General features: G+C 70.0%; 24 protein-coding genes. 10 read left to right on the top strand and 14 right to left on the bottom strand.

Annotation, left to right across the window (positions count from 1 at the left end):
* The first annotated feature begins 4 nt into the window (after positions 1 to 4).
* The 4 genes from ABGB18_RS17975 to ABGB18_RS17960 all read left to right on the top strand — a co-directional run bounded on the left by ABGB18_RS17975 (position 5) and on the right by ABGB18_RS17960 (position 3,324).
* A complete protein-coding gene (locus ABGB18_RS17975; protein ID WP_347696652.1) occupies positions 5 to 1,144 on the top strand; it encodes an acyl-CoA dehydrogenase family protein in 1,140 nt (379 codons plus the stop codon).
* Positions 1,141 to 1,827 (top strand): N-(5'-phosphoribosyl)anthranilate isomerase, encoded by a 687-nt coding sequence (locus ABGB18_RS17970; protein WP_347696651.1) that lies wholly within the window; start codon positions 1,141 to 1,143, stop codon positions 1,825 to 1,827. The genes ABGB18_RS17975 and ABGB18_RS17970 overlap by 4 nt, the downstream gene beginning before the upstream one ends.
* Positions 1,824 to 2,513, top strand: a complete 690-nt coding sequence (locus ABGB18_RS17965) for an indole-3-glycerol-phosphate synthase (RefSeq protein ID WP_347696650.1) — start codon at positions 1,824 to 1,826, stop codon at positions 2,511 to 2,513. The genes ABGB18_RS17970 and ABGB18_RS17965 overlap by 4 nt, the downstream gene beginning before the upstream one ends.
* Positions 2,514 to 2,619: 106 nt before the next feature.
* Complete coding sequence (locus ABGB18_RS17960) at positions 2,620 to 3,324, top strand: alpha/beta fold hydrolase (protein ID WP_347696649.1); 705 nt, start codon at positions 2,620 to 2,622, stop codon at positions 3,322 to 3,324.
* On the opposite strand, the gene ABGB18_RS17955 is transcribed toward ABGB18_RS17960, so the two are convergent.
* Positions 3,299 to 3,934, bottom strand: a complete 636-nt coding sequence (locus ABGB18_RS17955) for a 4'-phosphopantetheinyl transferase superfamily protein (protein ID WP_347696648.1) — start codon at positions 3,932 to 3,934, stop codon at positions 3,299 to 3,301. The two genes, ABGB18_RS17960 and ABGB18_RS17955, sit on opposite strands and share 26 nt — an antisense overlap.
* Positions 3,935 to 4,007: 73 nt before the next feature.
* Here ABGB18_RS17955 and ABGB18_RS17950 point away from each other — a divergent pair, with 73 nt between their 5' ends.
* Positions 4,008 to 5,609: an amidohydrolase gene (locus ABGB18_RS17950; protein WP_347696647.1), complete on the top strand. Its 1,602-nt coding sequence runs from the start codon at positions 4,008 to 4,010 to the stop codon at positions 5,607 to 5,609.
* A gap of 236 nt (positions 5,610 to 5,845) precedes the next feature.
* Here ABGB18_RS17950 and ABGB18_RS17945 read toward each other — a convergent pair whose 3' ends face one another.
* The 5 genes from ABGB18_RS17945 to gap form a co-directional block, all read right to left on the bottom strand.
* The gene (locus ABGB18_RS17945; RefSeq protein ID WP_090942943.1) at positions 5,846 to 6,190 is read right to left on the bottom strand and encodes an RNA polymerase-binding protein RbpA; all 345 of its coding nucleotides are present in this window, start codon (positions 6,188 to 6,190) and stop codon (positions 5,846 to 5,848) included.
* 74 nt (positions 6,191 to 6,264) lie between these two features.
* Entirely contained in the window at positions 6,265 to 6,495 is a 231-nt protein-coding gene (gene secG, locus ABGB18_RS17940) for a preprotein translocase subunit SecG (protein ID WP_090942947.1), read from the bottom strand.
* 99 nt (positions 6,496 to 6,594) lie between these two features.
* Positions 6,595 to 7,377 carry a triose-phosphate isomerase gene (tpiA, locus tag ABGB18_RS17935; RefSeq protein ID WP_347696646.1) on the bottom strand — a complete coding sequence of 261 codons (783 nt, stop codon included), beginning with the start codon at positions 7,375 to 7,377 and terminating at the stop codon, positions 6,595 to 6,597.
* Positions 7,378 to 7,457: 80 nt separating this feature from the next.
* Entirely contained in the window at positions 7,458 to 8,657 is a 1,200-nt protein-coding gene (locus tag ABGB18_RS17930) for a phosphoglycerate kinase (RefSeq protein ID WP_347696645.1), read from the bottom strand.
* Positions 8,658 to 8,733: 76 nt separating this feature from the next.
* On the bottom strand, positions 8,734 to 9,738 hold the full coding sequence (gap, locus tag ABGB18_RS17925) for a type I glyceraldehyde-3-phosphate dehydrogenase (protein ID WP_347696644.1): 1,005 nt from the start codon (positions 9,736 to 9,738) through the stop codon (positions 8,734 to 8,736).
* 231 nt (positions 9,739 to 9,969) lie between these two features.
* Between gap and ABGB18_RS17920 the strand changes: the two genes are divergently transcribed.
* Positions 9,970 to 10,545 (top strand): hypothetical protein, encoded by a 576-nt coding sequence (locus ABGB18_RS17920; RefSeq protein WP_347696643.1) that lies wholly within the window; start codon positions 9,970 to 9,972, stop codon positions 10,543 to 10,545.
* A 357-nt stretch (positions 10,546 to 10,902) separates the two neighbouring features.
* Here the strand turns inward: ABGB18_RS17920 and whiA are convergent, their stop codons facing one another.
* From whiA to ABGB18_RS17885, 7 genes are all read right to left on the bottom strand, one after another.
* Positions 10,903 to 11,883 carry a DNA-binding protein WhiA gene (gene whiA / locus ABGB18_RS17915; RefSeq protein ID WP_185103354.1) on the bottom strand — a complete coding sequence of 327 codons (981 nt, stop codon included), beginning with the start codon at positions 11,881 to 11,883 and terminating at the stop codon, positions 10,903 to 10,905.
* 71 nt (positions 11,884 to 11,954) lie between these two features.
* The gene (gene yvcK, locus ABGB18_RS17910; RefSeq protein ID WP_347696949.1) at positions 11,955 to 12,899 is read right to left on the bottom strand and encodes a uridine diphosphate-N-acetylglucosamine-binding protein YvcK; all 945 of its coding nucleotides are present in this window, start codon (positions 12,897 to 12,899) and stop codon (positions 11,955 to 11,957) included.
* A gap of 116 nt (positions 12,900 to 13,015) precedes the next feature.
* Positions 13,016 to 13,927 carry an RNase adapter RapZ gene (rapZ, locus tag ABGB18_RS17905; protein ID WP_347696642.1) on the bottom strand — a complete coding sequence of 304 codons (912 nt, stop codon included), beginning with the start codon at positions 13,925 to 13,927 and terminating at the stop codon, positions 13,016 to 13,018.
* Between the two features lie 31 nt (positions 13,928 to 13,958).
* On the bottom strand, positions 13,959 to 15,887 hold the full coding sequence (gene uvrC / locus ABGB18_RS17900) for an excinuclease ABC subunit UvrC (protein WP_347696641.1): 1,929 nt from the start codon (positions 15,885 to 15,887) through the stop codon (positions 13,959 to 13,961).
* A 292-nt stretch (positions 15,888 to 16,179) separates the two neighbouring features.
* Positions 16,180 to 16,653, bottom strand: coding sequence for a Rieske (2Fe-2S) protein (locus tag ABGB18_RS17895; RefSeq protein ID WP_347696640.1), 474 nt, complete (start codon positions 16,651 to 16,653; stop codon positions 16,180 to 16,182).
* A gap of 72 nt (positions 16,654 to 16,725) precedes the next feature.
* Positions 16,726 to 17,187, bottom strand: coding sequence for a Rieske (2Fe-2S) protein (locus ABGB18_RS17890; RefSeq protein ID WP_347696639.1), 462 nt, complete (start codon positions 17,185 to 17,187; stop codon positions 16,726 to 16,728).
* A 111-nt stretch (positions 17,188 to 17,298) separates the two neighbouring features.
* Positions 17,299 to 17,706: a Rieske (2Fe-2S) protein gene (locus ABGB18_RS17885; RefSeq protein WP_347696638.1), complete on the bottom strand. Its 408-nt coding sequence runs from the start codon at positions 17,704 to 17,706 to the stop codon at positions 17,299 to 17,301.
* 374 nt (positions 17,707 to 18,080) lie between these two features.
* Between ABGB18_RS17885 and ABGB18_RS17880 the strand changes: the two genes are divergently transcribed.
* Entirely contained in the window at positions 18,081 to 18,737 is a 657-nt protein-coding gene (locus ABGB18_RS17880) for a DUF2306 domain-containing protein (RefSeq protein WP_347696637.1), read from the top strand.
* Positions 18,738 to 18,873: 136 nt separating this feature from the next.
* Here ABGB18_RS17880 and uvrA read toward each other — a convergent pair whose 3' ends face one another.
* Positions 18,874 to 21,714 (bottom strand): excinuclease ABC subunit UvrA, encoded by a 2,841-nt coding sequence (gene uvrA, locus ABGB18_RS17875; protein ID WP_347696636.1) that lies wholly within the window; start codon positions 21,712 to 21,714, stop codon positions 18,874 to 18,876.
* Positions 21,715 to 21,930: 216 nt separating this feature from the next.
* Here uvrA and ABGB18_RS17870 point away from each other — a divergent pair, with 216 nt between their 5' ends.
* From ABGB18_RS17870 to ABGB18_RS17860, 3 genes are all read left to right on the top strand, one after another.
* The gene (locus tag ABGB18_RS17870; protein ID WP_347696635.1) at positions 21,931 to 22,218 is read left to right on the top strand and encodes a maleylpyruvate isomerase N-terminal domain-containing protein; all 288 of its coding nucleotides are present in this window, start codon (positions 21,931 to 21,933) and stop codon (positions 22,216 to 22,218) included.
* Positions 22,219 to 22,351: 133 nt separating this feature from the next.
* Complete coding sequence (locus tag ABGB18_RS17865) at positions 22,352 to 22,720, top strand: hypothetical protein (RefSeq protein WP_347696634.1); 369 nt, start codon at positions 22,352 to 22,354, stop codon at positions 22,718 to 22,720.
* A complete protein-coding gene (locus ABGB18_RS17860; protein ID WP_347696633.1) occupies positions 22,717 to 23,373 on the top strand; it encodes an MBL fold metallo-hydrolase in 657 nt (218 codons plus the stop codon). Before ABGB18_RS17865 ends, ABGB18_RS17860 begins: the two co-directional genes overlap by 4 nt.
* Positions 23,374 to 23,444: the final 71 nt, after the last annotated feature.

The following is a 23,444-nucleotide window of genomic DNA, read 5'->3' as shown; positions in this document are numbered from 1 at the left end:
GGCGATGATCGAGTGGACCGCGGAGCAGGACGAGCTGCGCGAGGCGATGACCCGGTGGGGCGACGGCCTCAACGACGGCCACGTGGCCCAGGACGAGGAGGCGGTCTTCCCCTGGGACAAGTGGAAGCTCATCCAGCGTTCCGGCCTGCTCGGCCTGCCGTTCGACGAGCGGTGGGGCGGGCTCGGGCAGGACCTGCTCACCACCATGTACGTGCTGGAGGGACTCGGCGAGACCTGCAGGGACGGCGGGTTGAGCTTCTCGGTCACCACCAGCATGTGCAGCACCGGGGTGGCGCTGGCGGGCTGCGGCTCGGAGGAGCTGAAGGAGCGGTACCTGCCGGGGATCTGCTCCGGCGACCTGATCGGGGCGCACGCCATCACCGAGAGCGGCAGCGGCTCCGACGCCCTCCAGATGCTCACGACCGCCGAACGCGACGGCGACCACTTCATCCTGAGCGGGAGCAAGACGTTCGTGAGCAACGGGCCGGTCGCGGACGTGTTCGTGATCTACGCTCGTACGCATCCCGCCCGCGGTCCGCTCGGCGTCACCGCCTTCCTCCTCGAACGCGACACCCCCGGCCTCTCCCTGGGCACGCCGATCAAGAAGATGGGCCTGCGCACGTCGCCGATGTGCGAGGTCTTCCTGGACGGCTGCCGGGTGCCCGCGTCCCGGGTGGTCGGCCGGGTCGGAGGCGGGTTCCTGGTCCTGGACCACGTCATGAAGCGGGAGATCCTGCTGTCGTTCATCGTCAACGCCGGCGAGATGCGGCACAGGCTCGACCGCTGCCTCGACTACGCCAGGACCCGGGAGCAGTTCGGCAAGCCGATCGGCTCCCACCAGGCGATCGCCAACAAGATCGTCGACATGAAGATCGGCCTGGAGAACTCCCGCAAGTGGCTCTACGACACCGGCGAACGGCTCATGCGCGGCCACAACGTCACGGCCGACCTGGCCATCGCCAAACTCGTCACCAGCGAGAGCAACCTGGCCTCCAGCCTCGCCGCCGTGCAGATCTTCGGCGGCAACGGCTACATGTCCGAGTACGGGCTCGAGAAGGACGTACGCGCCGCCGTGGCGGGCACGATCTACTCGGGCACCAACGAGATCCAGTACAACCGCGTCGCCTCGCTGCTGGGCCTGTGAACACCGTGCTCAAGGTGTGCGGGGCCACCACGCCGCGGGAGGTCGGGCTGCTCGCCGCGGCGGGCGCCGACCTGGTCGGTCTGTGGCACGGCATCCCGGGCGGCCCCGCCGACCTGCCAGGGCGGCAGGTCGGCGCCCTGGCCGCGGCGGCGCGGGAGACCGGGCGCGCCCAGCCGGTGCTCGTGACGTTCCTGCACGGGGCGGGCGCGCTCGCCGCCGTCCTGGCGGAGTCCGGCATCGGCTGGGTGCAACTGCACGCCTTCCAGCCGCCCGCGGCGGTCCGCGCCCTGCGCGCGGCCGTCCCCGGGAGCGTGCGCATCGTCAAGGTCCTGCACGTACGCGACGGAAGCTGCCTGGAACGCCCCCTCATCCCCGCCTACGAGCGCGCGGGCACGGACCTGTTCCTGCTGGACGCCGTCACCGAGGACGGCCGGGTCGGCAGCACGGGGCACCGGCTCGCCCAGGAGGACGTCATCGCCGTGGCCGACCGGCTGACCAGGCCGTTCCTGCTGGCGGGCGGCATCACCGCGGACAGCCGGCCCGGCTATGACCTGGTCGCCGCCCATCCCCTCTTCCGGGGGATCGACGTGGACACGGCCGCCCGCGACCCGCATGGCGCGTTCCTGGCCTCCTCGGTACGGGAGATCGCGCGGCGCTGGCGAACCCGGGAGGAGAGCACATGAGCTTCATCGACACCCTGCTGGCCGCCGAGCGGCCCCTGATCATGGAGGTCAAGCGGCGCGACGCCGACGGCGGCGACCTGCTCGGCGGCAGGCCGGTCGGTGACGTCGTGGCCGCGTACGAGGCGGCGGGCGCGCCCTGCCTGTCGGTCGTCACGGGACGCTGGTTCGGCGGCGACCTCGACCTGCTGCGCGAGGTGGCGGACCTGACCGGCCGCCCGCTGCTGCAGAAGGACTTCGTCACCAGGCACGACCAGGTGCCGCGCGCGGCCCGGCTGGGCGCCTCCGCCGTGCTGCTCACCGCCGCGCTGCTGCCCCGCTCCAGCCTGCGTTCGCTGGTGGCCGTGTGCCTGGAGGAGGGGCTGACGCCGTTCGTCGAGGTGACCACCGAGGAGGAGATCGCGGCGGTGCCCGACGCCGACCGGTGCGTGATCGCCGTCAACAACAAGGACATCAAGGTGCGGGAACGCGACCAGGGGGACGTCGAGCGTTCCCTGAAGCTGCTGCCCGCGCTGGCCCGTAGTGGCACCCGCTGTCCGGTGAGCGCGAGCGGCATCGACGGCCCGCCCGTCGCCGCCCGGCTGCTCGACCACGGCTACGCGGGCCTGCTGGTGGCCACCGCGCTGCTGCGTGCCACCTCACCCCGGGCCTGGTCGGACGACGTGCACGCCCTGCGTACGACGTCTTGACGCCCCGAAGCCGGGAGATTTCAGATCTCCCGGCACGAAAGCAGGGCACGTACCGCGTTTCCTCCCCAAGGTCACGAACCTGGGTCTCCACGTTCAAGGAGGTTCGATGAAGCTGGTGTGCTTCCCGCCGGCCGGTGGCTCGGCGGCCTCGTTCCGGGCCTGGCGGGATCGGCTGGGGCTGCCGGTCCACGTGATCGACCGGCGCGGGCGGGGCGACGGCTCGCTCCTCGGCCTGGCCGCCGAGCTGGCCCCGGAGGTCGCATCCGGGCAGCCGTACGCGCTGGTCGGCCACAGCCTGGGCGGCCTGCTGGCGTACGAGATCGCCGCCCGTGTCGGCCTGGACGGGAGCCTGCCCCGGCCGGACTTCGTGCTGGTGGTGGGATCACGGCCGCCGCACCACTCCTCGGCGGCGGTGTTCGCCCCGCTGCTCGCGCTGGACGACGACGCCATGCTCGACGCGCTGGCCCGGATGGGCGCGGTCCACCCGATGCTGCGTACGAGCCCGCTGCGCCATCTGTTCACGCCCTCGCTCCGCGCGGACCTGCGGCTCATCGCGGGCTATCACCCCGACCTGGACGCCGGCCCGCTGCCGGTCGACCTGGTGGCCTGGCACGGCACCGAGGACCGCCTGGCCACGCCCGCCCTCGGCCGGGAGTGGAGCCGTTACACGAGGGCGGGCTTCGAGCTGGTCGAGTTCGCGGGCGGCCACTTCTTCCCCCAGGACCGGCTCACCGAGGTCGCCACAGCGCTCCACGCCCGGCTGTCGCCAGGGGGGAGCACCACGCTCAACGCGCCACCGTCACGACGGTGAGGATCAGTCCCTCACGCACCGACCACCGGCCACGGAAGACCTCGGGAGCGCGGCCGGAGGCGTCGAGCAGCATGCGGGCGGCGAAACCGCCCCCGGGCTCGATCTCGACGGCCGCGTCCCTGAAACCGGCCCACGTCTGCGTGAGCGGGAACCACGCCTTGTAGAGGGCCTCCTTGGCGCAGAACAGCACCCGGTCCAGCGGGGCCCGGCCCGGGAGCCGCGCCAGCATGTCGCGCTCCTCGGGGCCGGTGACGAGGCCGAGCACGCCCTCGGGGAGCGGCAGCGCGGGCTCGGCGTCGATGCCGACCGCCGCCAGGTGCTCCGCCCTCGCCACCACGGCCGCGCGATAGCCCCGGCAGTGCGTCATGCTGCCCACCACGCCCTCCGGCCACCGGGGGGCGCCGTTCTTCCCGCGCAGCAACGGCACCGGCGCCACGCCCAGCTCACCGAGCGCCCGGCGCGCGCACCCCCGCACGCTGGCGAACTGCCTGCGCCGCCGCTCCGAGGAGCCGGCCATCAGCGCCGCCTCCTCGGGAAACAGCTCGACGGGCAGCTCGTCGTCGAAGACCTCGGCCGCGCGCACCCCCGCAGGCAGCAGCTCCTCGATCACCGGCACACTTTAACGGAAGGATCCGCCCGCGAGATCACGCCGGCGGCGAGCGACCGCAGAAAGAGAGGCCCCGATGAACATCCTCTTCCGGGGAGGGCACGTCTTCACCCCGAAAGGTGTCCTGGCCGAGGCCGTGCTCGTCCGGGACGGCGTGATCGCGGAGGTGGGGCCGGAGCGCGAGCTCGCGCGCCTGCCGCACGAGACGGTGGACCTGAACGGGGGTTTGCTGGCGCCGGGGTTCGTGGACGCGCATGTGCATCCGGTTCAGGCGGGATTGGAACGCGCAAAGTGCGATTTGTCAGAGGATTTCGGCCTAGATGCATATCTGGCGAAGATCGCCGACTATGCCGCGAAAAATCGCGATAAAGAGTGGATAGATGGCGGTGGCTGGGACATGTCCGCCTTTCCTGACGGCCTCCCCCATCGTGACCACCTCGACTTCCTCGACCGGCCCGCCTACCTGATCCAGCGCGACCACCACGCCGCCTGGGTCAACACCCGCGCCCTCGAACGGGCCGGCATCACCAGGGACACCCCCGACCCGGCCGACGGCAGGATCGAGCGCGACGCCACCGGCGCCGCGACCGGCGTGCTGCACGAGGGCGCGATGGACCTCGTCGGCCTGCTCACCCCCCGCCCGACCCCGCAGGACCTCCTGGACGCCCTGGCAGACGCCCAGGCCCACCTGTTCTCCCTGGGCATCACCGGGTGGCAGGACGCCATCGTGGGCTCGTACGCGGGCTCGGACGACCAGTTGCCCACCTACCTGGCGGCGGCCCGCTCGGGCAGCCTGCGGGCGCGCGTGGTGGGCGCCCTGTGGTGGGACCGGACCCGGGGGTCGGACCAGATCGACGACCTGATCGCGCGCCGGGCCGCCGCCGAGGGCCTGGACCGCTTCCGCGCCGGATCCGTCAAGATCATGCAGGACGGCATCACGGAGAACTTCACCGCCGCCACGCTGGAGCCCTACTGCCTGTGCGGCGGCACGGGCCTGTCGTACGTGGATCCCGCCAAGCTCAAGCAGTACGTGGCCGAGCTCGACCGGCTCGGCTTCCAGGTGCACTTCCACGCCATCGGCGAGCGGGCCGTACGCGAGGCCCTGGACAGCTTCGAGGGCACCGATCCGGCCAACCGCCACCACATCGCCCACCTGCAGATCATCGAACCCTCCGACGTGCCGCGCTTCGCCGCGCTGGGCGTCACGGCCAACCTGCAGCCGCTGTGGGCCACGCACCACGCGCAGATGGACGAGCTGACGCTGCCGTTCCTGGGCGAGCCGCGCTCGTCGTGGCAGTATCCCTTCGCGGACCTGCTGGCGCACGGCACCCGCTGCTGCGCGGGCAGCGACTGGCCGGTCTCCAGCGCGGACCCGCTGCAGGGCATGCACGTCGCGGTCAACCGCACGGAGCCGGGCGGCTCGGTGCACGCCGGCTACCCGACCGCGCAGACCCCGTTCCTGCCCGGCCAGCGCATCGACCTGACCACGGCCATGACCGCGTACACGGCGGGCTCGGCCTGGATCAACCACTCGCCGGCCGGCACCATCGAGCCCGGCCGCCCAGCCGACCTGGCAGTACTGGACCGCAATCCGTTCGACCTACCACCGGCCGAAATCTGGACAACCCAGGTACGCATGACCTTCATAGACGGCAACCCAGTCCACGAACGCCCCTGACTCCCCCTGGGCCCACCCGGCCCTGGACCGGCCGACACGCCGCCACCGTCCGCACCGCCGCCACCCTCCGTGGCGGCACCGTCCATACCGGCGACACGCCCGGCCGGCACCCTTCGCCGGACCCTTCGATCCGCGCACCTGGTAAGGCCCCACCCGCGAAGACGCGCCCGGAACGGCCCCAGGCACGGCGAAGGGCCCCGGAGACGAGCACCCGGGACCCTTGGCCGACTTCCGAACTACCAGGGGGACTTGTTGTTGCGCAGGCGCTCCAGTGCCTCCTCGAGGATCGCCTTGCCGTCTTTGTCGCTCCTGCGCTCCTTCACGTAAGCCAGGTGCGTCTTGTACGGCTCGTTCTTAGGCGGGGCAGGCGGGGCCTCCTCGTCCTGTCCGGCTGGGAGGCCGCAGCGCGGGCAGTCCCACAGCTCGGGGACCGCCGCGTCACTGGCGAAACTGGGGCGCGTCTCGTGCATGTTGGCGCACCAGAACGAGACCCGCACTCTCGGAGCTGCCTCGCCGCGCTCGGCCTCCCCCATCGGGCCGGCGCCGACACGGCTGCCACGGATCGCGTTGCCACTACCCACGGATGAACTCCTCGCTAGATCGCCCCGCGTACGGACACGGGGGGAGAATCACTGTCACGCGTTAACTTGTTTGCTCAGGGCCTCATGAGAAGGCCGAGAGCGATGATGCAGACGAACCAGACGGTGCCCGTGATGACGGTCAGCCGGTCGAGGTTGCGCTCCACCACCGAGGAACCACCGAAGTTCGACGAGAATCCGCCGCCGAACATGTCAGACAGGCCGCCACCCTTGCCCTTGTGGAGCAGCACGAGCAGGATCATGAGACCGCTCGCCAGGATGAGGGCGATGGAGATTCCGATTTCCACGGTATGCCTGTTCCTTCAATGCTCTGTTACGCGTGACGATTCAGACTTGCCTTCTGAGGGTACGGCCTGTTGTCAAGTCGCACCCCCAGAACGACTCAGTTAGCCGGGCATATCGGAGAAACGGCAGATCTTGGTGAACTCCCCGGCGTCGATACTGGCACCGCCCACGAGCGCGCCATCCACATCGGGTTGAGCCATGATCCCTGCGATATTGCCTGACTTCACCGAGCCTCCGTAAAGGATACGGACCGCCGAGGCCACTTCGGCGTCGTAGAGCTCGGCGAGTCTGGCTCGCAGTGCCCCACAGACCTCCTGGGCGTCCTCGGGGGTGGCCACTTCGCCGGTGCCGATCGCCCACACCGGCTCGTAGGCCACTACAATCGATTTTGCCTGCTCGGCGGTGATTTTGCGCAGCGCGCCGTCGAGTTGTCCAAGACAGTGCGCGATGTGTCCGTCCGCTTGACGCACCAGCAGCCCCTCACCCACGCACAGGATCGGGGTCAGGGAGTTGCGCACGGCGGCCTGCACCTTGGCGTTGACCAGATCGTCGTCCTCGCCGTGGTATTGCCGGCGCTCGGAGTGGCCGACCACTACGTAGGTGCAGTCGAGCTTGGCCAGCATGACGCCCGATATCTCACCGGTGTAAGCACCGGCGTCGTGCTGGGAGAGGTCCTGGGCGCCGTAGGCGATCCTGAGCCGGTCGCCGTCGACCAGCGTCTGGACGCTGCGCAGGTCGGTGAACGGCGGCAGGACCGCCACGTCCACCTTGTCGAAGTCCTTGTCGTTGAGCGCGAAGGCGAGCTTCTGCACCAGCGCGATGGCCTCAAGGTGGTTGAGGTTCATCTTCCAGTTGCCGGCGATGAGCGGCTTGCGGGTGCTCACTGGTCGCTCACCACTCCTCGCTCGTGCCACGGAACGCCTCGTCCCTCGGTCTTCCGCGTCGGATCCGCTCCGTGCCCACTTCACTCCTCCAGCGCCGCGAGTCCAGGCAGGGTCTTGCCCTCAAGGTATTCGAGGCTGGCCCCGCCACCGGTGGAAATGTGCGAGAAACCGTCTTCGGAGAGCCCCAGCTTCCGTACGGCGGCCGCCGAGTCGCCGCCGCCGACCACGGTGAAGGCTCCCCCGTCGGCGGTCTGCGAGATCAGCGCCTCGGCCACCGCCCTGGTGCCGCCGGAGAACGCGTCGAACTCGAACACGCCCATGGGCCCGTTCCAGAACACGGTCTTGGCGTCGGCCAGCTTGGTCGCGAACAGCTCGCGCGTCCTGGGCCCGATGTCGAGCCCCTCCCGGTCGGCCGGGATCGCGGTCGCCTCGACCACCTCGTGCTCGGCGTCGGCGGCGAACGTGACCGCCGCCAGCACGTCCACGGGCAGCACGAGCTCCACGCCCCGCCGCACCGCCTCGGCGAGGAAGCCGCGCACCTGGTCGAGCTGGTCCTCCTGGAGCAGCGACTTGCCGACCTCGTGCCCCTGAGCCTTCAGGAAGGTGTAGGCCATGCCGCCGCCGATCAGGAGTCTGTCCACCCTGGTCAGCAGGTTGGCGATGACGCCGAGCTTGTCGGAGACCTTGGCGCCGCCCAGCACCACGACGTAGGGCCGCTCGGTCTCCTCGGTCAGCCTTTTCAGCACCTCGACCTCGGCCACGACCAGCCCGCCCGCCGCGTGCGGCAGCAGCTTGGGCACGTCGTAGACGCTGGCGTGGCGGCGGTGCACCGCGCCGAAGCCGTCACCCACGTAGAGCTCGGCCAGCCCGGCCAGCCGCCGCGCGAAGGCGCCGCGCACGGCGTCGTCCTTGGACTCCTCGCCCGGCTCGAAGCGCAGGTTTTCCAGCAGGGCCACCTGGCCGTCCTGCAGGGAGTCCACGGTGTCACGGGCACTGTCGCCGACCACGTCGGCGGCGCCGGACACGTCCTGGCCGAGCAGCTCGCCCAGGCGCCGGGCCACCGGCTTGAGCGAGTATTTCGGATTGGCCTCGCCCTTGGGCCGGCCCAGGTGGGCGCAGACGACGACCTTGGCGCCCTTGTCGATCAGCGCCTTGATCGTCGGCACCGACGCCCGGATGCGGCCGTCGTCGGTGATCGTCTCCCCGTCAAGCGGGACGTTGAGGTCGGCGCGCACGAGCACGCGCCGGCCCTTCACGTCAAGATCGTCGAGCGTGCGCATGCTCATGCTCCTGTTTCGGCGGGGCACGCGCCCCGAGAAGTCAGCCGGTGCGTTGTCCGCTCAATGCATGGCTGCATCAGAGGTCGCGGCCCACCAACTGGATCAGGTCGGCCAGGCGGTTGGAGTAGCCCCACTCGTTGTCGTACCAGCCGACGACCTTGACCTGGTTGCCGATGACCTTGGTGAGGCCGGCGTCGAAGATGCAGGAGGCCGGGTCGGTGACGATGTCGGAGGAGACGATCTCGTCCTCGGTGTAGCTGAGGATGCCCTTGAGCGGGCCCTCGGCGGCGGCCTTGACGGCGGCGTTGACCTCCTCGACGGTGACCTCGCGGCTGACGTCGACGGTGAGGTCGGTGGCCGAGCCGGTGGGGATCGGCACACGCATGGCGAAGCCGTCGAGCTTGCCCTTGAGTTCGGGCAGCACCAGGCCGATGGCCTTGGCCGCGCCGGTGGAGGTGGGCACCACGTTGAGGGCGGCGGCGCGGGCGCGGCGCATGTCCTTGTGCGGGCCGTCCTGCAGGTTCTGGTCCTGCGTGTAGGCGTGGATGGTGGTCATCAGGCCCTTTTCGATGGTGAAGGTGTCGTGCAGGACCTTGGCCATCGGCGCCAGGCAGTTGGTGGTGCAGGAGGCGTTGGAGACGATCGTGTGGCTGGACGGGTCGTAGGCGCCCTCGTTGACGCCCATCACGATGGTGACGTCCTCGTTCTTCGCCGGGGCGGAGATGATGACCTTCTTGGCGCCGTTCTCGGCGTGCACCTTGGCCTTGGTGGCGTCGGTGAACAGGCCGGTGGACTCCAGGACCACGTCGACGCCGAGGTCACCCCAGGGCAGCTTGCCCGGGTCGCGCTCGGCGAAGACCTTGATGGCCTTGCCGTCGACGGTGATCTCATCGCTCGCTGCCTTCACCTCGTAAGGGAGGCGGCCCAGGATGCTGTCGTACTTCAGCAGGTGCGCGAGCGTCGCCGTGTCGGTCAGGTCGTTGACCGCGACGATCTCGATGTCCTTGCCACTGGCGGCGACAGCGCGCCAGAAGTTGCGGCCGATGCGGCCGAAGCCGTTGACGCCTACGCGGATGCTCACAGGAACCGATCCCCTCGTTACCAGATCGCGGGCTGAAACCTCAACCACGAACCTTATCGGACCTGAATTGGTTTAGACCACTTCGGCCCCGTGCTGTGAATGACAGTTCACGAGACACGTTTTGCCCGATTCGAGTAAAGTGCCCGACTCGTCGTAGTAAGTTCAAGCAAATCTCTGGGGGCTGAGATGTCGCATAACAGGTCCGGCTTGCTTCCCGGACTACTCGTAGGCTTGCTCGCCGCGCTCATCTGCGCGGCCGCGCTGGGGGCTGCGGTCCTGTTCCAGGACCGCCTGCCGGGTGCCGCCACGTCGTTCGGCAACGGCCTGCCCCTCTCCCTCGCGCTGTCTCTCGTGATCGCCCTGGTGATCGCGTTCGCGATGGGCGCGGTACGCCCGCGCAGCATCGTCCTTCCTCCCCTGTCGGCGCTGTACGCGGGCGGCGCCGTGATCGCGGGCCAGATCGCCGGCTCGTCGATCATGACCGGCACGGCCCTGCGCACCCCACCCACCCAGCGCGCCCCGGCCGAGCTGACCGATGTCACGGTGCCCAACTTCACCGAGGGCCTCCCCACCGCCCTGTCCCGCTACCAGGCTCCCCTGACCGAGACCTGGGCGGCCTGGCTCTACATCGCGGTGGCCGCCCTGGCGGCGCTGGTCCTGCTCACGCTCCGCGTGGCCCGCGTACGCCGCACCCAGTCACCCCCGGCCGACCCGGAGCCCCCAGATCCCGAATACCGGGCCCCCTTCGAGCCCGCCCAACCACCGAAGACCGATCTCTTCACCCCCCGCAGACCCGCCCGCGACTAGCCCACGGCGGGGCGCGGCCAACATCACCAACTGGCCATACCCCACCCATCGCCGCGCCCACCCCCGCCCAAACCCGGCGCTCCCAGGTCCGGATGGCGCCACCGGTCCGATGCCTCTGTGGTCAACGAGTCACGGAACACCCGGCCCACAGTGCGCTCGTCACGGCGAGCGCCCCGTGAGCCTTCACGACCGGCCAGGACGGACGGCCACCCACGTCGGCGCGTGCGGCCCACCGTGCCCTGCCGTAAAAGACAGGTTTTGACAGCACCACGAAACCGTCGCCAGCCATCGGCGATCACGCGCCGGCACCAGAAACGGTTGCCCGCCATCGGCGATCAGCCCTCGAGGAACCGCCGATCAAGGAGCCAGCATGTCCACGGTGAGGTTGGCCTCGGTGTTGGGGATGCCCAGGTCGGAGGCCCGCTTGTCGGCCATGGCGAGCAGCCGCCGGATGCGCCCCGCGATGGCGTCCTTGGTCAGCGGCGGATCGGCGATCTGCCCCAGCTCCTCCAGCGATGCCTGCTTGTGCTCCACCCGCAACCGCCCGGCCACCACCAGATGCTCGGGCGCCTCCTCCCCGAGGATCTCCAGGGCGCGCTGCACCCGCGCTCCCGCCGCCACCGCGGCACGAGCCGAACGCCGCAGGTTGGCGTCGTCGAAGTTGGCCAGCCGGTTGGCGGTGGCCCGCACCTCGCGGCGCATCCGCCGCTCCTCCCAGGCCAGCACGCTGTCGTGCGCCCCGAGCCGGGTGAGCAGCGCGCTGATCGCGTCGCCGTCGCGCACCACGACCCGGTCGACGCCGCGCACCTCACGCGCCTTGGCGTGGATCTTGAGCCGCCGCGCCGAGCCCACCAGGGCCAGCGCCGCCTCCGGCCCCGGGCAGGTGACCTCGAGCGACATCGACCGCCCCGGCTCGGTCAGCGACCCGTGCGCCAGGAACGCCCCGCGCCAGGCCGCCTCCGCGTCGCAGGCGGCCCCCGCCACCACCTGGCGGGGCAGCCCGCGCACCGGGCGGCCGTGGTTGTCGATCAGGCCCGTCTGACGGGCCAGCGCCTCGCCGTCACGGTAGACCCGTACGACGTAGCGCGAGCCCTTGCGCAGCCCTGCGGGCGCGAGCACCAGCACCTCCGCCTTGTGCCCGAACACCTCGCCGATGTCCTTGATCAGTCGCCGTGCGGTGGCGTTGGTGTCGAGCTCGGCCTCGATCACGATCCGGCCGCCCACCAGGTGCAGACCGCTGGCGAACCGCAGCAGCGTCGAAACCTCCGCCTTGCGGCAGCACGGCTTCAGCACCGGCAGGCGGCTCAGCTCGTCTTTCACCACACCTGTCATGGCCATGCGTAAGTCCTCTCCCCCATTCAGACCGGCTCACGTCAGTCTCTCGCACCTTCGCGCCACGCCGACCAGGATCAACGCTTCTGGAGGAAAATCTCGTCCAGGACGGAGGCAAGACGTCGTGGGTCATGCTTGGGCGAGCCGTCGGCGGCGGCCACGTCCGCCATGACGAGCCGCGCGCCGAGCGCCGCCGCCGCCTTCTCCAGGGCTCCGGGATCGTCGACGATCCCGGTGTCGGCGAGTATGACGTCGATGGCCAGATCAGGAGCGTGCTGCCGGAGCACCTCCAGGTGTTGCTGGGGGGAGAAATCGTCGGTCTCGCCCGGCTGGGGCGCCAGATTGAGGGTGACGAGCCGCTTGGCCTTGGTCTCATGGAGGGCCCGGGCCAGTTCGGGCACCTTGAGGTGAGGCAGCACGCTGGTGAACCACGACCCCGGGCCGAACACCACCCAGTCGGCGTCCAGCACCGCCGCGACCGCCTCGGGCCGCGCCGGCGGGTCCTCGGGCACCAGCGAGATCGCCTGCACCCGGCCGGGCGTCAGCGCGCAGGCGACCTGCCCGCGCACGATCGAGATGACGCCGTCGAGCTCCACCTCGGCCACGATGTCGAGCGGCACCGAGGCCATCGGCAGCACCCGCCCGTGCGCGCCGAGCAGCCGCCCGACCCAGTCGAGCCCGGTCACGGGGTCGCCGAGCAACTCCCACAGCGCCACGATCAGCAGGTTGCCGACGGCGTGCCCGTGCAGCTCGCCCTCGCTGCGGAAGCGGTGCTGCACGACCTCGCTCCAGGTGCTGCCCCACTCGTCGTCACCGCACAGCGCGGCCAGCGCCATGCGCAGGTCGCCCGGCGGCAGCACGCCGAGCTCGCGCCGTAGCCGCCCGCTGGACCCGCCGTCGTCGGCGACGGTCACCACGGCGGTCAGCCGGTCGGTGACGACTCGTAAGGCGGACAGCGAGGCGAACAGCCCATGCCCGCCACCCAGCGCCACCACACGCGGCCCGATCCCCCCATCCAACAGGTACGACCCCTCAAGACGCGCCTGTTCAACGGACGACCCGCCATGATGCAGTCGTGCGCCGGGTGGGCCGTCGTTTAGCGGATGCGCCGACGCCGATGCCGAGAAGTGCTCATCCGTCACTCCCGCCCCACATCCCGGTGACTCACCTGGACCTCCATTTCGCGGTCGCGCAATCGGGCGGCGACCTGCTCGGCCATGGCCACGCTGCGGTGCTTGCCGCCCGTGCAGCCCACCGCGAGCGTCGCATAGCTCTTGCCCTCGCGCGCGTATCCGGCGGCGACCACCCGCAGGACCTCCTCATAGGCGTCGAGGAACTCCTTGGCCCCCGGCTGTCCGAGCACGTAGTCGCGGACCTGGGCGTCGAGCCCGTTCATCGGCCGCAGTTCGGGCACCCAGTGCGGATTGGGCAGGAACCGGCAGTCGACCACGAGGTCCGCATCCACCGGCAGCCCGTATTTGAACCCGAACGACACCACGTTGACCCGCAATCCCGGCCGGTCCTCCCCACCGAAGTACGCGACGATCTTGTTACGTAGATCATGCACGTTGTGGGACGAGGTGTCGATCACAAGATCGGCGTTGGCGCGTACTTCGCGCAGAATCCCCCGCTCGCGGGTGATCCCGTCGACCAGGCGGCCCTCGCCCTGCAGCGGGTGCGGCCTGCGGACATTCTCGAACCTGCGCACCAACTCCTCGTCGCTGGCCTCCAGGAACACCACCCGCACCCGCACGCCGCGCGCCTCGAGCTCCTCGATGGCGGCGTTGAGGTCGGTGGTGAAGGCCAGGCTGCGTACGTCGACGACGGCGGCCACCTTGTCGGCGGCCAGCTTGACCTTGCCCGCCTCCTCCGCCATGGCGAACAGCAGCCCGGGTGGCAGGTTGTCGATGACGAACCAACCCAGGTCCTCCAGCGCCTTGGCGGCGGTGCTCCGCCCCGCTCCGGACATGCCGGTGACGATGACGAACGCCCGCTCGCTGCTCGTCGTCTCGCTCTGCCCGCCCGGCTCGGCCGCCTCACTGGTGTTCATTTCAGTGCCCTCCCCGGGCCTCCTGGCGAGATCAAGGTGCCTCTCCCTTCAGCGTCGACACGATGACCTCGGCTATGGACGGACCGATGCCGGGGACCTCGCAGATCTCCGCGGCAGTGGCCTCGCGCAGTTTTTTCACGGAACCGAAGTGCTTGAGCAACGCCTGCCTGCGTGCCGGGCCGAGGCCGGGCACGTTGTCGAGCGCGCTCTCCTTCACCGTCTTCGACCTCTTGGATCGATGGTAGGTGATGGCGAACCTGTGTGCTTCGTCTCGCACGCGTTGCAGCAGGTAGAGGCCCTCGCTTGAACGTGGCATGATCACTGGCTGGTCGTCGCCCGGCAGCCAGACCTCCTCCAGCCGCTTGGCCAGCCCGCACACCGCCACGTCGTCGATGCCGAGCTCGTCGAGCGCCCGCTGCGCCGCCGCCGCCTGCGGCCCCGCGCCGTCGACCACGACGAGGTTGGGGGGGTAGGCGAACTTACGTGGTTTGCCCGTCTCGGGGTCGATCGGCCCGCTGGCGGCATCGTCGTCGGGGGCGAGTTCGCCGGTGGCGGAACGTTCTTCCAGGTAGCGGCGGAACCGGCGGAGGATCACCTCGTGGATCGAGGCGACGTCGCCCTCCTTGGTCTTGACGGCGAAGCGCCGGTATTCGCTCTTGCGGGCCAGGCCGTCCTCGAACACCACCATCGAGGCCACCACATTCTCGCCCTGCAGGTGGGAGACGTCGTAACACTCGATGCGCAGCGGCGCCTGGTCGAGGTCGAGGGCGTCAGCGATCTCCTGCAGCGCCCTGCTGCGGGTGGTCAGGTCGCTGGCGCGGCGGATCTTGTGCTGTGCCAGCGACTCCTTGGCGTTGCGCTCGACGGTCTCCATCAGCGCCTTCTTGTCGCCGCGCTGTGGCACGCGCACCTCGACGCGGGCCTGGCGCTGCTCGGTCAGCAGTTCGGCGACCGCCTCACTGTCGGGCGGCAGCGCGCCGACGAGCACCTCGCGGGGCATCGACTCGGGGCTGGCCTCGGCGTAGATCTGCAGCAGGAACTGCTCGACCAGGGCGCCGGGCGAGGTCTCCTCGACCTTGTCGACCACCCAGCCGCGCTGCCCGCGGATGCGGCCGCCGCGCACGTAGAAGACCTGTACGGCGGCTTCGAGCGGATCCTCGGCCAGCGCGATCACGTCGGCGTCGGTGGCCTCGCCGAGCACGACCGCCTGCTTCTCCAGGGCACGCTGCAGGGCCTGGACATCGTCACGGAGCCGGGCCGCCCGCTCGTATTCCTGCTCGCCGGCGGCCTCGCGCATCTCCTTTTCCAGCCGCCTGATGAACCGGCTGGTGTTGCCCGCCATGAAGTCGCAGAAGTCCTCGGCCAGCGCGCGGTGCTCCTCCGGGGTGACCCGGCCGACGCACGGCGCCGAGCACTTGTCGATGTAGCCGAGCAGGCACGGCCGGCCGATCTGCCCCGCCCGCTTGAACACCCCCGCGCTGCACGTACGCACCGGAAACACCCGCAACAGCAGGTCAACGGTCTCCCGAATGGCCCACGCGTGCGAATAGGGCCCGAAATAGCGGGTGCCCTTGCGTTTGGCGCCGCGCAGGACCTGCACCCGCGGGAAGTCCTCGCCCATGGTGACCGCGAGATAGGGATAGGACTTGTCGTCGCGGTATTTCACGTTGAAGCGCGGGTCGAACTCCTTGATCCAGGAGTATTCGAGCTGCAGCGCCTCGACCTCGGTGCCGACCACGGTCCAGTCGACGTCGGCGGCGGTGTCGAGCATGGACCGGGTGCGCGGGTGCAGCGCGGCGAAATCGGCGAAGTAGGAGTTGAGCCGCTGACGCAGGCTCTTGGCCTTGCCCACGTAGATCACCCGGCCGTGCGCGTCGCGGAACCGGTAGACCCCCGGAGACTCGGGAATCGACCCCGGCTTGGGCCGGAAACTCAAGGTGTTACCTGCTGATCTCCCCACGCCCAAAGCCTAGTAGCCCCCACCGACAAGCCGGCCCGCCACAACTTCCCCGGCATGATGGGCCTCTCAATCCGGCACGACGGCCGACCTCCACCGCCCCGTACCGCGCGCCGGCCCACCTCCCCAGCCAGATACCAACCTCGACGCGACCACACCCTCCTGCCCAAACCGAGCGATCCGGCCATGCTGCGCCGGCAAGGGCCCGGCATGACCGGATCACGCTACGGCCGGCTCCACCCTGACTCGGGCTCAGACCCAGCCCCAGCCCCGGGCTCGATCCCCGGGCTCAGGCTCAGGCCAGTGTGATCTGGTCTCCGTCCACCTTGATCTGCTGCTCCGCCAGCGGCTTGTCGGCCGGCCCGTTCGCGACCGCCCCATCGGCGATGTTGAACTTGCTGCCGTGACAGGGACAGTTGATCGTCCCGTCCGCGACGTCGGCGACCGTGCAGCCCTGATGAGTGCAGACAGCGGTGAACGCCTTGAACTCTCCGTCCGTCGGCTGCGTGACCACGATCTTCTGATCCTTGAAGACCGCACCTCCGCCGACCGGGATGTCGGCGGTCTTGGCCAGTGCCGCGCCACCCGCCTCCGGCACGCTGGACGCAGGAGCGCTCGACGCCGGGCTGGATGCCGGGCTGGATGCCGGGGCGCTGCCGGCCGGCTGTGCGGTGTCGGTCCCGCCGCCACAAGCCGAGATCGCCAGCGCCAGGCCACCCGCTCCCACGCTCGCGATCATCACTCGGCGGCTCTGAAGGTCATCTCCCATGCGACTCACCCAACCGCACCCAGGTGAGAAATTCATGAGACGCGGGCTAAGCAAACCTTCATGAAGTGCGGGCTAAGCCAGTCTGATCTTGTCACCGTCCACGGTGATCTTCTTCTCCTCGAGCGGTTCGCTCGCGGGCCCGTTGGCGACGGATCCGTCCTCGATCGAGAACTTGCTGCCGTGGCACGGGCAGTTGATGGTCCCGTTCGAGACGCTGGCGACCGTACAACCCTGATGGGTGCAAATGGCCGTGAACGCCTTGAACTCCCCGTCCGTCGGCTGCGTGACCACGATCTTCTGCCCTTCGAAGACCTTGCCGCCGCCCGAGGGGATGTCCGCGGTGTCGGCCAGCGCCTTCTTCGCGGCCTTCTTCTTCGGAGCGTCGGACGACGCCGTCTCTTCCTCCGCCGCCGCCGGGCTCTCCACGGCCACGTCCGTCGTCGGCACGCCGTAACTCGCGCACGCCGTCAGAATCGCTGCGAGCCCGGTGCCTCCGGCACTGAGCATCATCGCCCGGCGCGTTGTTTCCGTCATCGTACGTCCTCCCAATGTGGTGCTTACTTCAGGTACGGCCGGCGCCCTCGCGCCGGTTCAGCCTGCCCGCACCCAATCGGGGTGACTACGCACAATTACCCATTGGCCTGCTCAGACGACCACGATGCCGTCGCCTTCCGCCTTGACCTGGAACGAAGCCAGCGGCGCGGTGGCGGGCCCCTTGGTGGGCTTGCCACTGTCGGCGGCGAACTCGCTGCCGTGACAAGGACAGCGGATCACGTTGTCCTTCGGCGTGCCGACCTTGCAGCCCTTGTGCGTGCAGGTCGCGCTGAACGCCTTGTAGACACCCTGCGTGGGCTGCGTCACCACGACATTCAGGTCCTCGACCAGCTTCCCGCCGCCCACGGGCACGTCGGCCACCTTGGCGATGACCTTGCCCTTGATGTTCGGCCGAGCCTTGGCATCATCCGTGCCGCATCCCGCCAGCGCCACCCCGCACACCGCGACCCCGGCCGCCCCCAGCATCTCGCGCCGCCCGTACGATCCGTCTCCGGGCATGGCTCCGCCCCGCTCCGTCACCGTCATCGTGTTGCCGACCCTCCACGTCGCCGCTGACCCCCTGCAGGTCAAGCCACTGCCACACCCCCAACTTTATGACCGCCACCCCTCGGTCCCCCGATCGGGTACACCGCCCGACAGCCCCGGCGAACCCGCCGTCCCGCTGACCGTTCGCAACGCCGTCGCACGGCGCGGCGTCACGCCCGTCAGCGCATGGTGCGTGGACGGTCAGCGGCGCACCCCAGGCTACGATCATGACTTCTGCGACGACCCCTGCCTCCGTCACCCCTCCCCCAGCCTCCCCGGACCGGCCGGCCCGAGGCCGAACCGGCCCTCGATGGTGGCGTCGCCCGTGGATCGCGCCGCTGGCGGTGGTGGCCGCCGTTTTCATCGCGTTCTCGTTGCCGCCATACCTGTCGATGGATCCGGCCCAGTCACGGGTGCCCGCCCCCGACTTCTTCCCGCCGCACTTCGTGATGCTCTCCCTGCACGTCGTCTTCGGCTCGATCGCGATGATCACGTGCTGCCTGCAGATCTGGCCGTGGTTCCGCCAGCGTTATCCGCGGGCCCACCGCATGATCGGCCGCGTGTACGTCTTCGGCGGCTGCCTCCCCGCCGGCCTGATGGGCCTGGTGGTGGGTGCGGCCACCCCGTTCGGCCCGGTCACGATGATCAGCGACGTCATGCTGGCGCTTCTCTGGCTGGGCTGCACGCTGGCGGGCTGGCGGATGGCCAGGCAGCGCAGGTTCGTCGACCACCGCCGCTGGATGGTGCGCAGCTTCGCCCTGACCATGTCGATCATCACCAACCGCCTCTGGGGTGTCGTGTTCATGATCACGCTGTCGCCGCAGCTGGACACGACGTTCCATGGCGACCAGGCCCTGATGACCTCCACGGTGTCGGCGATGGGCGCCTGGCTGGGCTGGGTCCTGCCGCTGCTGGTGGCGGAGTGGTGGCTCGAGCGCGGCGAGGCCGCCAAGCGCCGCCGCCGCGCGGCCCCGCTGACCGCCGCCAGCCGCGCCACCCGCTGACCACCGCCACCCGAGGCGCTCCAGAAACCCCGCCGAGCGGCCCGCCACCCACCTCACCCGACGGGCCGCCACCCCCACGCCCGCCCAGCGCGGGGGTGTACCTCTCAGGCCTCAGAACGCGCAGACCTCACAACGCTCAGAACGCCAGGATCTTCCGCAGGAACCGCCCCGTGTGGCTCCCCTCCACCAGCGCCACCTCTTCCGGTGTCCCGTTGGCGACGAGCGTCCCGCCCCGGGACCCACCCTCGGGCCCCATGTCGATGATCCAGTCAGCGGTCTTGATGACGTCGAGGTTGTGCTCGATGACGATCACCGTGTTACCGCTGTCCACCAGCCGCCCGAGCACCCCCAGCAACCGCCGGATGTCCTCGAAGTGCAGCCCGGTGGTCGGCTCGTCGAGCACGTAGATCGTCCGCCCCGTCTGCCGCCGCTGCAGCTCGGAGGCCAGCTTCACGCGCTGCGCCTCACCGCCCGACAACGTGGTGGCGGGCTGCCCCAGCCGTACGTATCCGAGCCCCACATCGTTGAGCGTCTGCAGGTGCCGCTTGATCGCCGGGATCGCCTCGAAGAAGCCCAGGGCCTCCTCGATCGGCATGTCGAGCACCTCGGCGATGGTCTTGCCCTTGTAGTGGACCTCCAGCGTCTCCCGGTTGTAACGGGCGCCCTGGCAGACCTCGCAGGGGACGTAGACGTCGGGCAGGAAGTTCATCTCGATCTTGATGGTGCCGTCGCCGGCGCACGCCTCGCAGCGCCCGCCCTTGACGTTGAAACTGAACCGCCCCGGCTGGTAGCCGCGCACCTTCGCCTCGGACGTCGCCGCGAACAGCTTGCGTACGTGGTCGAAGACCCCGGTGTAGGTGGCCGGGTTGGAGCGCGGGGTCCGCCCGATGGGCGACTGGTCGACGTGGACGACCTTGTCCACCTGGTCCATGCCGTTGATCCGCGAATGCCGCCCCGGCACCGTGCGCGCCCCGTTGAGCTCCTTGGCCAGCGCGCTGTAGAGGATGTCGTTGACCAGCGTGGACTTCCCTGACCCGGACACCCCGGTGACCGCCGTGAACACGCCCAGCGGGAAGTCGATGTCGACCCCCTGCAGGTTGTGCTGCCTCGCCCCCTTGACCGTGATCTGCCGTTTCTTGTCGCGCTTGCGGCGCTTGGCGGGGACGGCGATGCTCCTGCGCCCGGACAGGTATTGCCCGGTCAGCGAATCCTCGTTGGTCAGCAGGTCCTGCACGGTGCCGGACACGACGACCTGGCCGCCGTGCTCACCGGCGCCGGGCCCGATGTCGACCACCCAGTCGGCGGCCGCGATGGTGTCCTCGTCGTGCTCGACCACGATCAGCGTGTTGCCCATGTCGCGCAGCCGGATCAGCGTGTCCAGCAGCCGCATGTTGTCGCGCTGGTGCAGGCCGATGGACGGCTCGTCCAGCACATACAGGACGCCGACCAGGCCGGAGCCGATCTGCGTGGCCAGCCTGATCCGCTGCGCCTCGCCGCCCGCCAGCGTCGCCGCCGCGCGGTCCATGCTCAGGTAGTCGAGGCCGACGTCGAGCAGGAACCCCAGGCGGGCGTTGATCTCCTTGACCACCCGCTCGGCGATCTGCATGTCGCGGTCGGACAGCTTGAGCGCGGCCAGGAACTTCGCGCACTCGCCGATCGACATGTGCGACACCTCGGCGATCGACTTTCCGGCGACCGTCACGGCCAGGGTGACCGGCTTGAGCCTGGCCCCCTTGCAGGCGGGGCACGGGATCTCCCGCATGTAGCCCTCGAACCGCTCCCGGGCCGCGTCGCTCTCCGCCTCCGCGTGCCGGCGCTGCACCCAGGGGATGACCCCGTCGTAGTTGGTGTAGTAGGAGCGCTGCCTGCCGAAACGGTTGCTGTAGCGCACGTGCACCTGCTCGTCGTGGCCGTACAGCAGGGACTTCTGCGCCTTCTTCGGCAGTTTCTCCCACGGCGTGGCGAGCGTGAACCCGACCGCGTGGCCGAGCGCCTCGATCAGCCTGACGAAGTATTCGCTGGTGTGGCCGCCCGACCAGGGGTGGATCGCGCCGTCGCCGAGCGTGCGCTCGGGGTCGGGCACCACCAGGTCCGGGTCGACCTCCATCTTGGTGCCCAGGCCGGTGCACTCGGGGCAGGCCCCGAACGGCGAGTTGAACGAGAACGAGCGCGGCTCCAGCTCCTCGAACGACAGGTCGTCGTAGGGGCAGTAGAGGTGCTCGGAGTAGAAGCGCTCGCGGTTGGGGTCGGTCTCGGGCAGGTCGACGAACTCCAGCGTGATCGTGCCGCCGGAGAGCTGCAACGCGGTCTCGACCGAGTCGGTGAGCCGGCGCCGCGCCGAGTCCTTGACCGACAGGCGGTCGACGATGACCTCGATGTCGTGCTTCTCGTACTTCTTCAGCGTCGGCGGGTCCTCCAGCCGCACGACGGTGCCGTCGACCCGGGCCCGGGCGAACCCCTTGGTCTGCATCTCGCGGAACAACTCGGCGTATTCGCCCTTGCGCCCGCGCACCACCGGCGCCAGCACCTGGAAGCGGGTGCCCTCCTCCAGGTCCATCACCCGGTCGACGATCTGCTGTGGCGTCTGCCTGGCGATCGGCCGCGCGCACACCGGGCAGTGCGGCTTGCCGATGCGTGCCCACAGCAGGCGCAGGTAGTCGTAGACCTCGGTGATGGTGCCGACGGTCGAGCGGGGGTTTTTGCTGGTGGCCTTCTGGTCGATGGACACCGCGGGCGACAGGCCCTCGATGAAGTCGACGTCGGGCTTGTCCATCTGCCCGAGGAACTGGCGCGCGTAGGCCGAAAGCGACTCCACGTAGCGCCGCTGGCCCTCAGCGAAGATCGTGTCGAAGGCCAGACTCGACTTGCCGGAGCCGGACAGGCCGGTGAAGACGATCAGCGAGTCTCGCGGCAGGTCCAGCGAGACGTCCTTGAGGTTGTGTTCTCGTGCTCCACGCACGACCAAGCGGTCTGCCACGGCGATCCCGGAAGTCGAAAGGCGGATAGGTCCACGGGGGATGGTAGACGGGGGCTCCGACAATTTCGGTGGCCGGCCTTGCGGCCCCCGAAAATCCGTCCCCCACAGGTTACGGCCATCTGCCACCCAGGTAGGCGCCCTTCCCCAGGGAACCAGCTGGCCTGCGGCTTTATGCCCACCTCCTGTTGCAGGCCCCAAATAGGGAAATATCCATATATGAGCGTCCTACCCGAGCTGCGGGCCGAGCTCGCCTCCGCCACCAACCGGCTCCTGGCCACGGCCGCCACCCTGTCCGACGCCGACATCGCCGCCCCCTCCCGCCTGCCCGGCTGGACGCGGGGCCACGTGCTCAGCCACGTCGCCCAGAACGCCGGCTCCCACCTCAACCTCCTGACCTGGGCCAGAACCGGCATCAGAACCCCCAGTACGCCTCGTACGCGGCCAGGGCCGCCGCCGTCGAGGCCACGGCCGCCCAGCCGGCCGCCCGGCACCTGGCCGACCTGACGGACAGCGCCGCCCGCCTGGCCGCCGCCATCCGCGACCTGCCCGAGCACGCCTGGTCGGCGCCGGTGGAGGGGCTCCGCCCACCCGTGCATCCGGCCTGGTACGCCGGCTACGCGAGATCGGCCTGCACCACGTGGACCTCGACGCCGGATACGGCCCCGCGGACTGGCCGGAGCCGTTCGTCCGGCGCGAACTCCACGACTGCCGCGCCTGCTGGCCGCACACCCGCAGCACGGTGAGCGAGATCGTGCTCACGCACCCGCCGGCCGAGGTCGCCGGCCGGTGGCGCGACCTCGGCACGGGGCCCGTCGTCGCGGGAAACCCGGCCGACCTGCTGGCATGGCTCACCGGAAGATCACACGGTGAGGGCGTTACGCTGGTCCCCATGAGACAGTCGTTCACGCCGGAGGCGGAGGCCGGCGCTCTTCCGGAGCCGCCGCCGTGGCTGACGATGCCCGCCCCGGCCGATCTGCCCACGACGCCCCCGAAGGACTATCCATGACCTACACAGGTGACGTCCAGGTCGGCGGCCCCGCCGACGTCCGCGAGCTGCCCGGACTCACCATCCGCAAGCTCGCCGTGGGGCCGTATGACAACAACGCCTACCTGCTGCGTTCCACCGAGACCGGCGAAGGGCTGCTCATCGACGCGGCGGCCGAGCCCGACCGGCTGCTCGCCCTGATAGCCGACCAGCCGATCGGCTCGATCGTCACGACCCACCAGCACGGAGACCACTGGCAGGCGCTGCCGCAGGTGACGAAGGTCACCGGCGCCCAGGTGATCGCCCACCCGCTCGACGCCGATCCCCTGCCGCTGCCGGTGGACCGCCTGGTGGAAAACGGCGACACCGTCACCGTCGGCCCGGTCAGCCTGGAGGTCATCCACCTGCGCGGGCACACGCCGGGCTCGATCGCCCTGCTCTACGACGCCGGGGAGGCGGGGTGGCACCTGTTCACCGGCGACTCGCTGTTCCCCGGCGGTGTCGGCAACACCTGGAAGGACCCGGAGCGCTTCACCCAGCTCTACAACGACGTGGTCGAGCGCATCTTCGACCGCCTGCCCGACGACACCTGGGTCTACCCGGGCCACGGCAAGGACACCACCTTGGGCGCCGAGCGCCCCTCCCTGCCGGAGTGGAAAGCCCGGGGCTGGTAGCCGCCCCAGGCCCCCAATGACGCGCGGCCAGGACGCGTACGATCCTGGCCGCCGCCCACGTACGCCGACGA

The organism is Nonomuraea sp. B12E4 (genome assembly GCF_039871825.1).
Classification (GTDB): Bacteria; Actinomycetota; Actinomycetes; order Streptosporangiales; family Streptosporangiaceae; genus Nonomuraea.
This window is presented reverse-complemented; position numbering and strand designations above follow the sequence as displayed.